Below are 13,301 nucleotides of genomic sequence, written 5' to 3'. Positions count from 1 at the left end.
TGCCGCGAGCGAGCGCTACTGTCGGCGCATGTCTTCGGCTCCGCAGCGCACCGTCACGGTGCTTCGCGCGCGCCGACGTCTGGGCGACCGCCGACGCTAGGCGACCCTGCACGCTCCCGCATCCGCGGTCGAGCGCGTGGTGTCGCCGCCGCCGGTCCCCGTCGCCGCAGAGGCGACGGCATCCCAGACAATAAGGTGGAAGTCATGCCCCTCTCCGTCGCCGTCTCCGGCGCATCCGGATACGCGGGAGGCGAGATCCTGCGCCTGCTCGCCGCTCACCCCGAGGTCGAGATCCGCACGGTCACCGCGCACTCCAACGCCGGTCAGCCCCTCATCGACCACCAGCCGCACCTCCGCTCGCTGCGGCATCTCACGCTGCAGCCCTCGACGCCCGAGGTCCTGGCCGGGCACGACATCGTGTTCCTGGCCCTCCCGCACGGACAGTCCGGGCAGTACACCGACGCGCTCGCCGACACCGCCCTCGTCATCGACGCGGGTGCCGACCACCGGCTGACCTCGTCCGACGACTGGGATGCCTTCTACGGCGGCGAGTTCCACGAACCCTGGACCTACGGCGTGCCCGAGCTTCTGACCGGCGGCGGCAAGCAGCGGGAGAAGCTCATCGGGGCCTCGCGCATCGCGGCCCCCGGTTGCAACGCGTCGACCGTCGCGCTGAGCCTCGCCCCCGGGGTCGCGGCCGGCGTAATCGACCCGGGCGACATCGTGAGCGTGCTGGCCGTCGGCCCCTCGGGCGCGGGCAAGAGCCTGAAGACGAACCTCCTCGCCGCCGAGATCCTCGGATCGGCCAACCCGTACGCGATCGGCGGGACGCACCGCCACATCCCCGAGATCCGGCAGGCGCTGCGCGGCGCGGGTGCGGCGGGTGACATCCGCATCTCGTTCACTCCGGTCCTCGTGCCGATGTCGCGCGGCATCCTCGCCACCTCGACCGCCCCGATCGCAGACGGCGTCAGCGACGCGCAGATCCGCGAGGCGTGGGAGAGCGCCTACGCCGACGAGACCTTCGTGCAGCTGCTGCCCGAAGGGTCGTTCCCCCGCACCGCCGACGTCACCGGCGCGAACACCGCCCTCATGGGCCTCGCGATCGACCGCGCTGCCGGCCGGGTGGTCGTCGTGACCGCGGTGGACAACCTCGCCAAAGGCACCGCGGGTGCCGCCATCCAGTCGATGAACATCGCCCTCGGTTTCGCCGAGACCACGGGCCTGAGCGTGAACGGAGTCGCCCCGTGAGCGTCACCGCCCCCCAGGGTTTCGAAGCCGCCGGCGTCGCCGCGGGTCTGAAGTCCACCGGAAAGCCCGACGTCGCCGTCGTCGTCAACCGCGGCCCGCTCAAGGTCGGCGCCGCGGTCTTCACCTCGAACCGCGCCAAGGCGAACCCGATCATCTGGTCGCAGCAGGCGATCGCCGATGGTGTGGTCGAGGCCGTCGTCCTCAACTCGGGGGGAGCGAACTGCTTCACCGGCAGCTTCGGCTTCCAGACGACGCATCAGACCGCCGAGAAGGCGGGCGAGCTGCTCGATGTGAGCTCGGGCGATGTGCTCGTCTGCTCGACCGGACTCATCGGCACCGGCGATGAGGTGTTCCGAGCCAAGGTGCTCGACGGCACCACCGCTGCGATCGGCTCGCTCAGCGCCGACGGCGGCGAGGCCGCCTCGCTCGCGATCATGACCACCGACTCGCGCCCCAAGCGCGCCGTCGTCTCCCGGGGTGGCTGGACGATCGGCGGTATGGCGAAGGGCGCGGGGATGCTCGCTCCGGGCCTCGCGACGATGCTCGTCGTCATCACCACCGACGCCGTCCTCGATTCGGCGCAGGCCGACGCGGCGCTCCGGTCCGCGACGCGCACGAGCTTCGACCGGCTCGACTCCGACGGATGCATGTCGACCAACGACCAGGTGACGCTGATGGTCAGCGGCGCGTCGGGAGTGACTCCGGATGCCGCGGACTTCGCCGACGCGCTCGCCGGGCTCTGCGCCGACCTCGCCGAGCAGTTGCAGGGCGACGCCGAAGGCGCGAGCCACGACATCTCGATCGAGGTCGTCGGGGCGGCATCCGAAGAGGATGCTGTCGTCGTCGGACGCTCCGTAGCCCGCAACAACCTGTTCAAGGCCGCGATCTTCGGCAACGACCCCAACTGGGGCCGCGTGCTCGCGGCGATCGGCACGACGGATGCCGCGTTCGACCCGTACGACGTCGACGTGTCGTTCAACGGGGTGCGGGTCTGCACGGCCGGTGGGCCCGACCGCCCGCGTGAGGAGGTCGACCTGACGCCTCGCGCGACGCGCATCCTCATCGACCTGAAGTCGGGCGATGCGACGGCGACGATCCTCACGAACGACCTGACGCACGACTACGTCCACGAGAACAGCGCTTACTCCTCATGAACGACATCGACCTCCAGTACACGACCCCCGAAGAGGCGGCAGCCAAGGCGGGCGTCCTCATCGAGTCGCTGCCGTGGCTGCAGCGCTTCCGCGACCAGATCATCGTCATCAAGTACGGCGGCAACGCGATGGTCTCCGAGGAGTTGCAGGAGTCCTTCGCCCAGGACATCGCCTATCTGCGCTTCGTGGGTGTCAAGCCCGTCGTCGTGCACGGCGGCGGCCCGCAGATCTCCAAGATGCTCGACCGGCTCTCGATCGAGAGCGAGTTCAAGGGCGGCTACCGGGTCACGAGCACCGAGGCGATCGACGTCGTCCGCATGGTGCTCACGGGGCAGATCAATCCGCAGCTCGTCGCCCGTATCAACGCGTACGGTCCGTTCGCGACGGGCCTGTCGGGTGAGGATGCCGGTCTGTTCGGCGGCCGCCGCCGCGGTGTCGTGATCGACGGCACCGAGCATGACCTCGGCCACGTCGGCGATGTCGTCGAGGTCGATCCGCAGCCGGTCCACGATCAGCTCGACGCGGGACGCATCCCGGTCATCTCCTCGATCGCCCCCGACCTCGACAATCCGGGTCAGTCGCTCAATGTCAACGCGGATGCCGCGGCCGCGGCCCTCGCGACGGCTCTCGGTGCCACGAAGCTCGTCGTCCTCACCGACGTGCCCGGTCTCTACGCCGACTGGCCCAACCGCGACTCGCTCGTGTCGCATCTGACGTCGACGGACCTCCGCGCGATGCTGCCGAAGCTCGAGTCGGGGATGATCCCGAAGATGCAGGCCTGCCTCGACGCGGTCGACGGGGGAGTGGACACGGCGGCCATCATCGACGGACGCCAGCCCCACTCGGTGCTGGTCGAGGTCTTCACAGCACAAGGAATCGGTACGGAGGTGGTGGCGGGATGACGAACCCGACGATCCAGCAGACGGCGCCCACATGGGCGGACGACGTCGATCGTGACCTCGTGCGCAGCGCGGGTGCGCGCCTGGCGCTGCTCGAACGCGGCGAGGGGGCATACGTCTGGGATGCCGACGGCAAGCGCTACCTCGACTTCCTCTCGGGCATCGCCGTCAACTCGCTCGGGCACGCCCACCCCGTGTTCGTCGAGGCGGTCTCGCGCCAGGCGGCCACCCTCTCGCACGTGTCGAACTACTTCGCGACGCCGCCGCAGCTCGACCTCGCGGCGAAGCTCAAGCGTCTCGCGGGCACCGGTGACGCCGGACGCGTGTACTTCGGCAACTCCGGCGCCGAGGCCAATGAGGCGGCGTTCAAGCTCGCACGTCTGCACGGAGGAGCCGAGCGCCCCCGTATCCTCGCGCTGAAGGATGCCTTCCACGGACGCACGATGGGCACCCTCGCCCTGACCGGCAAGCCGCAGATGCAGCAGCCGTTCGAGCCGATGGTTCCCGGCGTCGAGAGCATCGACTCGACGATCGAGGCCCTCGAGGCCGCGATCGACGATCGCGTCGCGGCGCTGTTCGTCGAGCCCATCAAGGGCGAAGCGGGCGTCATCCCGCTGCCCGAGGGCTATCTCGTGGCGGCGCGAGAGATCACGAAGCGCCACGGCGCGCTGCTGATCATCGACGAGATCCAGACCGGCGCCGGGCGCACCGGCGCGTGGTTCGCGTTCCAGCACGCCGGCATCGAGCCCGACGCGATCACGGTCGCCAAAGGCATCGGCGGCGGCTTTCCGATCGGTGCGCTCATCACGTTCGCGAGCGCGAGCGAGCTGTTCTACCCGGGCACCCACGGTTCGACGTTCGGCGGCAACCCGCTGGGCACCGCCGTCGCCTCGGCCGTTCTCGGCGAGATCGAGAACGCCGGACTCGTCGATGCCGCCGCCACCCACGGCGCGCGCGTGCGGCAGGTTCTCGAGTCGATCGACTCGCCGCTCATCGACGGCGTGCGCGGACAGGGCCTGCTGCTGGGCGTCGGGCTGCGGCATCCGGTCGCCGGCGCCGTCGTGGCCGCGGCGCAGGAGCACGGGCTGATCGTCAACGCGGCCAACGACCGCACGGTGCGGATCGCCCCGCCGCTCACCATCGGCGACGTCGAGATCGACGAGTTCGCCGAGCTTTTCACCGCCGCGCTGCGCACCGTCGAGTCGGCCCTGCTTCTCGAGAACACGACCACGGAGGAATCCGCATGACCCGCCACCTGCTCCGCGACGACGACCTGAGCCCGGCCGAGCAGGCCGAGGTGCTCGACCTCGCCCTGTCGCTGAAGAAGGACCGCTGGAAGCTGAAGCCCCTCGAGGGCCCGCAGACCGTCGCGGTCATCTTCGACAAGTCGTCGACGCGCACGCGCGTCTCGTTCGCTGTCGGCATCGCCGACCTGGGCGGTTCGCCGCTGATCATCTCGACCGCCAGCAGCCAGCTCGGCGGCAAGGAGACCCCGTCCGACACCGCACGGGTGCTCGAGCGGCAGGTCGCCGCGATCGTCTGGCGCACGTACGCGCAGGCCGGGCTCGAGGAGATGGCCCGCGGCACCCGCGTTCCGGTCGTCAACGCGCTGAGCGACGACTTCCACCCCTGCCAGCTGCTCGCCGACTTGCTGACGATTCGCGAGCACAAGGGTGACCTCGCCGGGCTCACGCTGTCGTTCTTCGGCGACGGTCAGTCGAACATGGGTCACTCGTACGTGCTCGCCGGCGTGACCGCGGGGATGCACGTCCGCGTCGCGTCTCCGGAGGGTTACGGTCCCCGTGAGGACGTCGTGGCAGACGCGCAGCGCATCGCGGCCCAGACGGGCGGCTCGGTCACGATCCTGGTCGACCCGCTCGAGGCGGCATCCGGTGCCGACGTCATCGTGACCGACACCTGGGTCTCGATGGGCAAGGAAGAGGAGAAGATCGCACGCATCCGCGATCTGGGCGCGTACAAGGTGACGCAGCAGACGATGGATGCCGCTGCCGACGGCGCGATCTTCATGCACTGCCTGCCCGCCGATCGCGGGTACGAGGTCGACGCCGACGTCATCGACGGATCGGACAGCGTCGTCTGGGACGAAGCAGAGAACCGCCTCCACGCGCAGAAGGCGCTGCTGGTCTGGCTGCTGCGTCAGCAGTGACCACGAGGCGGTGAGGAGCGTTCGGTGTCGGGGATGAGCGAGATGCTGCGGCGCCGCCCGCTGTTCGCGCCGTCGCGCATCGACGGCATCGACCTCGCTCGCGGCCTCGCCGTGATCGGGATGCTGGCAGCACACCTGCTCGCGATCCCCGACTTCGATTGGACGATCCCCTCCTCGTACGAGGGGATCGTCCACGGTCGCTCGTCCATCCTGTTCGCCACCCTCGCGGGCGTGTCGATCGGGCTCATCAGCGGCGGCCCGGTGCCGCTGCGCGGCCCACGACTCGAGACGACTCGTCTGCGCCTGCTCGTGCGGGCCGGGGCGATCTGGGTGATCGGCGTGCTGCTGCTGTTCCTCGCGGTGCCGGTGTACGTCATCCTCCCCGCCTACGCGCTGCTGTTCGTGATCGCCGCCGCGGTCCTGCCGCTGCGGGCGCGTACGCTGCTCATCGCGGCCGGGGTCGTGGGGCTCGTCGCGCCGTTCCCGCAGGCGGCGATCGACGGCCTGGCGTTCTGGTCGACGCCCGCCGGGGTCGATCTATCGAACGCCCTCGGTTGGCACTACCCCTTCCTCACCTGGATGGCGTTCGTCCTGGCTGGTATGGGCGTGGCGCGCCTCGACCTGCGCTCGCGCGCGACCCCGTGGCTCGTCGCCCTCGCCGGGCTCGCCCTGACGGCGGTCGGGGCCGCTCTCGACATCGTCTGGGGGCGCTCGGAGGTCTTCGGTGAGACGCCGTGGACGGGCGAGGCCCATTCCTCCGGGCTGTTCGAGGTGATCGGATCCGGCGGCTTCGCGCTGCTCGTCATCGGCGTGTGCGTGCTCGTGTGCCGGACGCCGATCACCTGGGCCGCTCTGCCGCTGCGCGCGGTGGGCTCGATGCCCCTGACCGCGTACTCGGCGCAGATCGTGGTGTGGGCCCTCACCCGTCCCGCCGCCGAGCCCGGCGTGTTCGAACTCGACGCCTACCGGGCGCTCGACCCGTTCTGGCCGATGACCCTCGGCATCATCCTCGGATGCACCGTGTGGGCCCTCGTCGTCGGGCGTGGCCCGCTCGAAGCCGGCATCGACGCACTCGCGCGGCTGACCGTCCGCGGGCACTCGGCGGCGCCGGGCGCGGCGATGCCGCCCCGATAGGCTGGAGCGATGAGCGAAGACACGTCAGGCGGCACGAACTCCGGGGCTCTCTGGGGAGCCCGCTTCGCCTCGGGCCCGGCGCCCGAGTTGGCCCGCCTGAGCCGATCGACCCACTTCGACTGGGCTCTGGCCGGCTATGACATCGCCGGATCGCACGCTCACGCGAAGGCGCTCGCCGCGGCCGGTTACCTCACGCCCGACGAAGAGAGCCGCATGCACGCGGGGCTCGACTCGGTGCTCGCGGCCGTGCGCGACGGCTCGCTGCAGCCCGCTCCCGGCGACGAAGACGTGCACGGCGCGCTTGAGGCCGCTCTCATCGCGACCGTCGGACCGGAGCTCGGCGGCAAGTTGCGCGCCGGCCGCAGCCGCAACGACCAGATCGCCACTCTGGTGCGCCTGTACCTGCTCGATCACGCCGAGGTCATCGCCCGCGACATCCTGCGGGTGATCGACGCCATCGTCGGCCAAGCCGAGGCGCACTCGCGCGCCATCATGCCCGGCCGCACCCACCTGCAGCACGCGCAGCCGGTGCTGCTCGCCCATCACCTGCAGGCCCACGCGTGGCCGCTGCTGCGCGACCTCGAGCGCCTGCGCGACTGGTCGGCCCGCGCTCGGGTCTCGCCGTACGGCGGGGGAGCGCTCGCCGGGGCCACTCTCGGTCTCGACCCTCAGCTCGTGGCGACGGAACTCGGTCTCGAGCGTCCCGCCGACAACTCGATCGACGGCACGTCGTCGCGCGACGTTGTGGCCGAGTTCGCGTTCATCGCCGCGATGATCGGCGTCGACATCTCGCGGTTCGCGGAAGACATCATCATCTGGAACACCCGCGAGTTCGGCTTCGTGACCCTCGACGACGGCTATTCGACCGGGTCGAGCATCATGCCGCAGAAGAAGAATCCCGACATCGCCGAGCTCGCCCGCGGCAAGGCGGGGCGCATGATCGGCAACCTGTCGGGTCTGCTCGCCACCCTCAAGGCGCTGCCGCTGGCGTACAACCGTGATCTGCAGGAGGACAAAGAGCCTGTCTTCGACTCGATCGAGACGCTCGAGGTCGTCCTCCCCGCGTTCGCCGGCATGATCGCGACGCTTCGGTTCGATCTCGTCCGTATGGCCGAGTTGGCGCCGCAGGGCTTCTCGCTCGCGACCGATGTCGCCGAATGGCTTGTGAAGCGTGGTGTTCCTTTCCGCGAGGCGCATGAGATCTCGGGTTCGCTCGTGCGGCTCTGCGAAGAGCGCGGGATCGAGCTGCACGAGGCATCCGACGACGACCTCGTCTCGGTCTCGGAGCACCTCTCTCCCGAGGTCCGAGGTGTCCTCTCACCCGAGGGGTCGGTCGCCAGCCGCGACGGTGTCGGCGGTACCGCACCGGTGCGGGTCGACGAGCAGCGCGCGGCATTGATCGCTCGCGCCCAGCAGGCCGTGCGTGTGTGGCAGCTCTGATATCAGCCCGGAGCTGATATATCGGGTTCATCAGCTCAACACTTATATACCAAAAATATAAGTGCTAGCCTGATCGCTATGTCCATCGCCGTCATCGCAGACATCGTCGGATCGCGTCTGCTCGAAGACCGCAGTCGCACACAGGCGCGGATCGAGGCGGCCATGGCCGAGGTCGACCATTCTCTACCCGTCGCCGCGGCGCCCATGCGCGCCACGTTCGCCGATGAGTTCCAGGCGGTCTTCGACGACCTCGACGACGCGCTGGCCTGGCTTCTGCTTCTCCAGCTCGCCCTGCCCGACGAGACGTCGCTGCGGTTCGGGCTCGGCGTCGGCGACGTCGGCTCGGTCGTCTCGGAGAGCTCGGACATCTCCGACGGCCCGGGGTGGTGGCGTGCGCGCGCGGCGATCGAGCAGGTGCACGCGATGCAGGACCGCGCGGTTCCGCGCGCCCGCACCCGCATTGTCGGAGGGGAGGACGAGGATATCGCCATGGCCGACCGCATCCGCTTCGCCAACGCCTACCTGCTCTCACGCGACGAGATCGTCGGGGCGATGTCGGAGCGCGCTCGGCGGCTGACCTACGGTCGCTGCCTCGGCCGCACGCAGGGTGCGCTCGCGAAGGAGGAGGGCATCACGCAGTCGGCGGTCTCGCAGCTGCTCGCATCCTCGGGGGCCCCCGCGATCGTCGCCGGGTACGCAGCTCTGACGGAGCGTTCGTCATGATCGGCGCGGGGCTCATGCTGCTGGCGGTCGGCGGGCTCGATCTCGCCCGCAAGAGGCTGTCGGGTGCGAGGCTTGGGATCGTCCTGGTCGTCCTTGGCGCAGCACTCCTGCCGCTCGCGGCATGGGCCGGGGCAGCAGCGTGGTGGTTCGCAGCGATCGCCGTCGCGGCCGGATGGGCAGCGGTCACCTCGACGCGCGAGCCCACCCGCTGGGGCCTGTGGCCCGCGGCGCTCCTGGCCGTCGTCGTGGCCGTGGCGGTCGCGCTCATCGGGGTGCGCGACGGCCAGGGCCCTCTCGAGCGGATCTGGCCGATCGACTCGCCCCTCGGCGTCGTGAGCCTCGACCTCGCCATCGCGCTCGCGGGTGCGCTGGTGTTCCTCGTCGAATCGGGCAATGTCATCGTGCGTGCGTCGCTCCGCGGCGGGGTCGTGGCCGCCGAAGCGGCGAACGAGCTGAAGGGCGGGCGCATCATCGGCCCCCTCGAGCGCGTGCTCGTCTTCGCGCTCACCCTCACTGGAGCGTTCACGCTTCTCGCCGCCGTGCTCGCGGCGAAGGGCATCGTCCGCTTCCCCGAGATCTCGCGCGACCACGACGGGGGAGACCGCGCCGAGTACTTCCTCGTCGGAAGCCTGGTCAGCTGGGTCGTCGCGCTCGGTGCGGCTTTCCTCATCTGGTGGGGCACCGCCGCCTGAGCGTCGTCGGTGAGGCGCTCAGCACGCCGCCGGTCTTGTGGCTTCGGAGGACTGTTTCGTGTGCCGTCATCAGGCTCAGCCGCCGGGCTGGGGCCTCGACGTCGCCCGAGGCGCCCGCCAGCCTGATGACGGAACGGCGACGCCGCGCGTTGGGTCCCCATGCGCGGCTGCGAGGGCACGTGGTCGGTCTGTATGACGTTTCCTCGGCGTGCTGATTCCCGTGCCGTCGACAGGCTCAGCCGCCGGGCCGGGGCCTCGACGTCGCCCGAGGCGCCCGCCAGCCTGATGACGGCACCGCGAAGGCTGGGGCCGGACCGCCGGTCGGGCCGTGTCGGCGGGTGCGCCGCTGATAGCCTGAAGCGCGTGTCTGATGAAGCCCTGACGACCGCCCCCGTGGCGCTCGATCCCGCGTTCGAGAACGTGTGGGACGAGCTGGTGTGGCGCGGTCTCGTGCATGTGTCCACCGACCAGGAAGCGCTGCGAGAGGCGCTCGGCGGAGACCCCATCACGTATTACTGCGGCTTCGACCCGACGGCGGCATCCCTGCACCTCGGTCACCTCGTGCAGCTGCTGACCCTTCGCCGCCTGCAGCTGGCCGGTCACAAGCCCCTCGGTCTCGTCGGCGGCTCGACCGGCCTCATCGGCGACCCCCGTCCGACCGCCGAGCGCACGCTCAACTCGCGTGAGACCGTCGCCGAGTGGGTCGACCGCCTGCGCGGTCAGATCGAGAAGTACCTCAGCTTCGAGGGCGAGAACGCCGCCCGCATGGTGAATAACCTCGACTGGACGGCGCCGATGTCGGCGATCGACTTCCTGCGCGAGATCGGCAAGCACTACCGCGTCGGCACGATGCTGAAGAAGGATGCCGTCGCCGCGCGCCTGAACTCCGATGCCGGCATCAGCTACACCGAGTTCAGCTACCAGATCCTGCAGGGGCTCGACTTCCTCGAGCTCTACCGCCAGTACGGCTGCACGCTGCAGACGGGCGGATCGGACCAGTGGGGCAACCTCACGAGCGGCACCGACCTGATCCATCGCGTCGAGGGCACCTCGGTGCATGCGTTCGGCACGCCGCTGATCACCAACAGCGACGGCACGAAGTTCGGCAAGAGCGAGGGCAACGCGATCTGGATCGACGCGGAGCTCACGAGCCCGTACGCGTTCTACCAGTTCTGGCTCTCGACCGCGGATGCCGACGTCGTCGAGCGCCTGAAGGTGTTCACGTTCCTCAGCAGCGCCGAGATCGCCGAGTACGAGCGTCTCGTCGCCGACGAGCCGTTCCGCCGCGCGGCGCAGAAGCGTCTGGCGTTCGAGGTCACCGCGACGGTGCACGGCGTGGATGCGACGGCGAAGGTCATCGCGGCATCCGACGCTCTGTTCGGACAGGGCGACCTGACCGCTCTCGACGCCGCCACGCTGCGCTCGGCTCTGCAGGAGCTTCCGCACGCCACCGCATCCGCCGGCGCCTCGGTCGTGCAGCTGCTCGTCGACACCGGGCTCGTCGCCAGCCTGTCGGAGGCCCGCCGGGCCATCGCGCAGGGCGGCGTCTCGATCAACGGCGCGAAGGTCGACGACGAGTCGGCCGTCGTCGTCGGCGACCTGCCGGGCGGTGTGGCCGTGCTGCGGCGGGGCAAGAAGACGCTCGCGGGCGTCTTCGTCGAGGACTGACCCGACCGGATGCCGTTCACCCCGAGCCACGCCGTCGTCGCGCTGGCGGTCGTTCGCACACCGCTCGTGCCGGCGGCGGTGGCTGTCGGGGCGATGGCTCCGGATCTGCCGTTGTTCGTGCGCGGGGTCGGCATCAGCTATGCGCAGACGCACGCGTACCCGTGGCTGACGGTCGTGATCGCGGGTGTGCTGCTGCTCGCGTGGTGGCTGCTGCTGCGCCCGGCGGTGCGTGAGCTCGCGCCGGACTGGCTCGCGGGAAGGCTGCCGTCGGCGTGGGACGCTACGGGCGGTGACGCGCTGCGAACGGTCGGGCCGGCAACGGGGCGGAGCCGGTCGGTCGCGGTCACGGTTCTTCTGGTCGTGGTGTCGCTCGCTCTCGGCGTGCTGAGCCACATCGCGTGGGACGCCTTCACCCACGAGGGGCGCTGGGGCGTCGAGCTCTTCCCCGTGCTGGCCGAACTCTGGGGATCGTTCCACGGCTACCGATGGTTCCAGTACGCCTCGAGCGCGCTGGGTTTGGTCGGGCTCGCGGTGGCGGGGGCGTTCTGGTTGCGGAAACGGTCGTCGGCTCCGGTGAGGCGGGTGCTGCCGGGTGCGGTGCGGGTGGTCTGGTGGGCGTCGCTGCCGGTCGCGCTCGTCGTGGCGTGGCTGATCGGCCTCGCCGCGCATGGCCCGCTGACGGCGGAGTGGACCGCCCAGCACCTCGCGTACCGTGTGCTGCCGCCCGCATGCGCCATCTGGGGAGTGGTGACGCTCGTGCTGTGCGTCGTCGTGCAGGTGGCGCGTCGCCGCGCTGTGCGCTGAGTATCGCGGGCTTCTGGTCTTCAGCGGCCCGTGCTCGTGTGCGCCGAGGCGATGGATCAATCGACTCCGCGTAGCCGGTCGATCTCACGGCGTTCGCGTTTCGTGGGCCGTCCGGCGCCGCGGTCGCGGACGGCGAGCATCGCCATCGGCTCGCGCGGGGGAGTGCGGTCTTCCAGGGCGGTCGCGGCGACGGGCGCGCCGACGCGCTTGGTGAGCGTCTGCCGGACGACGAGGATGCGGTCGAAGCCCGCGATCCGCACGCGCAGCTCGTCGCCGGGCTTCACCGACTGCGACGCCTTGACCTTCTCGCCGTTGACCCGGACGTGACCAGCTCGGCAGGCCGTGGTCGCCGCTGAGCGGGTCTTGTAGATGCGTACCGCCCACAGCCACGAGTCCACGCGGACAGGGGAGACGGATGCGGTCATGCGTTCCATTCTCGCTGAAGGGTCAGGGGTGCTCTCCGGCGCTGATCTCGTTCGCGCCGGCCAGGTCGAGGGAGACCACGGCGACGTGTGGCTTGGGGCGCGCGACCTCACGGAAGCCCGCGTTGAGGAACGTGGAGAGAGCCCCGTGGTACAGCTCGTTCGAGGTGACCTTTCGCCCCGCATCCGGGTCGACCGGGTACGCCTCGACCACCCGCGCGCCGTTATCGCGAGCAAAGGTGATCGCGGCATCGAGGAGCGCCGCGTTGAGGCCCGAGCCACGGTGCTCCTTGCGCACGGCGAAGCAGCTCACGGCCCAGACATCCGCGTCGTCCCAGGGCTCTTCGGTCGCACCGGCGTATGCGCGGGTCTTGCTCAGTCGGATCTGGCGAGTACGCGGACCGACACGGACCCAGCCGGCCGCGTCGCCATTGACGTAGGCGATGAGTCCGGGGGAGGGCGCGGCATCCACTTCGCTTCGGAAGGCTGAGGCACGGCCGTCGATATTGGTGCGCTGGAAGTCGGCGTTGGTCATCGTCCACCACTGGCACTGACACTCGTGTCCGTCGCCGCCACCGCTCATCGCGTGCTGGGCATCGCTGAAGCTGCCCGGCGTCACCGGCACGATCGTCGTCTCGCTCATGGCCAGACCGTACTGCCCGCCTCGGACACCGGGCAACGATCGGTCGTCGCCGAAGCCGCGCAACGCGCCCGGGTGCGCCGGTTCGCGAGCGGGCTCAGGACCGGTTAGGATAGGGGAGTTGTCCGCGTGCGGACAGCGGACCGGGATGTGGCGCAGCTTGGTAGCGCACTTGACTGGGGGTCAAGGGGTCGCAGGTTCAAATCCTGTCATCCCGACCGGAACGGGCCCGGAATCTCGCAAGAGGTTCCGGGCCTTCTGCATGTCCGGAAACACGCTGGGGCACGTTTAGGGCACGCAGGTGGGT

The 13,301-nt window shown here is 70.1% G+C and carries 13 protein-coding genes and 1 tRNA gene; 12 read left to right on the top strand and 2 right to left on the bottom strand.

The features are described 5' to 3' along the window. Positions 1-204: 204 nt before the first annotated feature. From argC to DEU36_RS04285, 11 genes are all read left to right on the top strand, one after another. Positions 205-1,251 carry an N-acetyl-gamma-glutamyl-phosphate reductase gene (gene argC, locus DEU36_RS04335; RefSeq protein WP_120263080.1) on the top strand — a complete coding sequence of 349 codons (1,047 nt, stop codon included), beginning with the start codon at positions 205-207 and terminating at the stop codon, positions 1,249-1,251. Continuing rightward, positions 1,248-2,405, top strand: a complete 1,158-nt coding sequence (gene argJ / locus DEU36_RS04330; RefSeq protein ID WP_120263079.1) for a bifunctional glutamate N-acetyltransferase/amino-acid acetyltransferase ArgJ — start codon at positions 1,248-1,250, stop codon at positions 2,403-2,405. The genes argC and argJ overlap by 4 nt, the downstream gene beginning before the upstream one ends. Beyond that, positions 2,402-3,307, top strand: coding sequence for an acetylglutamate kinase (gene argB, locus DEU36_RS04325; protein WP_120263078.1), 906 nt, complete (start codon positions 2,402-2,404; stop codon positions 3,305-3,307). The genes argJ and argB overlap by 4 nt, the downstream gene beginning before the upstream one ends. Further along, positions 3,304-4,551 carry an acetylornithine transaminase gene (locus tag DEU36_RS04320; RefSeq protein ID WP_120263077.1) on the top strand — a complete coding sequence of 416 codons (1,248 nt, stop codon included), beginning with the start codon at positions 3,304-3,306 and terminating at the stop codon, positions 4,549-4,551. The genes argB and DEU36_RS04320 overlap by 4 nt, the downstream gene beginning before the upstream one ends. After that, positions 4,548-5,471 (top strand): ornithine carbamoyltransferase, encoded by a 924-nt coding sequence (argF, locus tag DEU36_RS04315; protein ID WP_120263076.1) that lies wholly within the window; start codon positions 4,548-4,550, stop codon positions 5,469-5,471. The genes DEU36_RS04320 and argF overlap by 4 nt, the downstream gene beginning before the upstream one ends. 33 nt (positions 5,472-5,504) lie before the next feature. Further along, the gene (locus DEU36_RS04310; protein ID WP_259455339.1) at positions 5,505-6,605 is read left to right on the top strand and encodes a DUF1624 domain-containing protein; all 1,101 of its coding nucleotides are present in this window, start codon (positions 5,505-5,507) and stop codon (positions 6,603-6,605) included. 9 nt (positions 6,606-6,614) lie between these two features. Continuing rightward, positions 6,615-8,045 carry an argininosuccinate lyase gene (gene argH, locus DEU36_RS04305; RefSeq protein ID WP_120263075.1) on the top strand — a complete coding sequence of 477 codons (1,431 nt, stop codon included), beginning with the start codon at positions 6,615-6,617 and terminating at the stop codon, positions 8,043-8,045. Positions 8,046-8,123: 78 nt separating this feature from the next. After that, positions 8,124-8,768, top strand: coding sequence for a SatD family protein (locus DEU36_RS04300; RefSeq protein WP_120263074.1), 645 nt, complete (start codon positions 8,124-8,126; stop codon positions 8,766-8,768). Then, a complete protein-coding gene (locus DEU36_RS04295; protein ID WP_120263073.1) occupies positions 8,765-9,460 on the top strand; it encodes a hypothetical protein in 696 nt (231 codons plus the stop codon). The genes DEU36_RS04300 and DEU36_RS04295 overlap by 4 nt, the downstream gene beginning before the upstream one ends. 363 nt (positions 9,461-9,823) lie before the next feature. After that, positions 9,824-11,128 carry a tyrosine--tRNA ligase gene (gene tyrS / locus DEU36_RS04290; RefSeq protein ID WP_259455207.1) on the top strand — a complete coding sequence of 435 codons (1,305 nt, stop codon included), beginning with the start codon at positions 9,824-9,826 and terminating at the stop codon, positions 11,126-11,128. Positions 11,129-11,137: 9 nt separating this feature from the next. Continuing rightward, on the top strand, positions 11,138-11,932 hold the full coding sequence (locus DEU36_RS04285) for a DUF4184 family protein (RefSeq protein ID WP_120263071.1): 795 nt from the start codon (positions 11,138-11,140) through the stop codon (positions 11,930-11,932). A gap of 56 nt (positions 11,933-11,988) precedes the next feature. Here DEU36_RS04285 and DEU36_RS04280 read toward each other — a convergent pair whose 3' ends face one another. Both DEU36_RS04280 and DEU36_RS04275 read right to left on the bottom strand, forming a co-directional pair. Next, positions 11,989-12,357, bottom strand: coding sequence for an RNA-binding S4 domain-containing protein (locus DEU36_RS04280; protein WP_120263070.1), 369 nt, complete (start codon positions 12,355-12,357; stop codon positions 11,989-11,991). A gap of 22 nt (positions 12,358-12,379) precedes the next feature. Continuing rightward, positions 12,380-12,997, bottom strand: a complete 618-nt coding sequence (locus DEU36_RS04275; protein ID WP_120264350.1) for a GNAT family N-acetyltransferase — start codon at positions 12,995-12,997, stop codon at positions 12,380-12,382. A 141-nt stretch (positions 12,998-13,138) separates the two neighbouring features. Between DEU36_RS04275 and DEU36_RS04270 the strand changes: the two genes are divergently transcribed. Next, a tRNA-Pro gene (locus tag DEU36_RS04270) sits at positions 13,139-13,212 on the top strand. Positions 13,213-13,301 lie beyond the last annotated feature (89 nt).

This window comes from Microbacterium sp. AG238 (genome assembly GCF_003610405.1).
Taxonomy (GTDB): domain Bacteria; phylum Actinomycetota; class Actinomycetes; order Actinomycetales; family Microbacteriaceae; genus Microbacterium.
The sequence above is the reverse complement of the archived record's forward strand: the minus strand, read 5'-3'. Positions and strand labels throughout refer to the sequence as shown.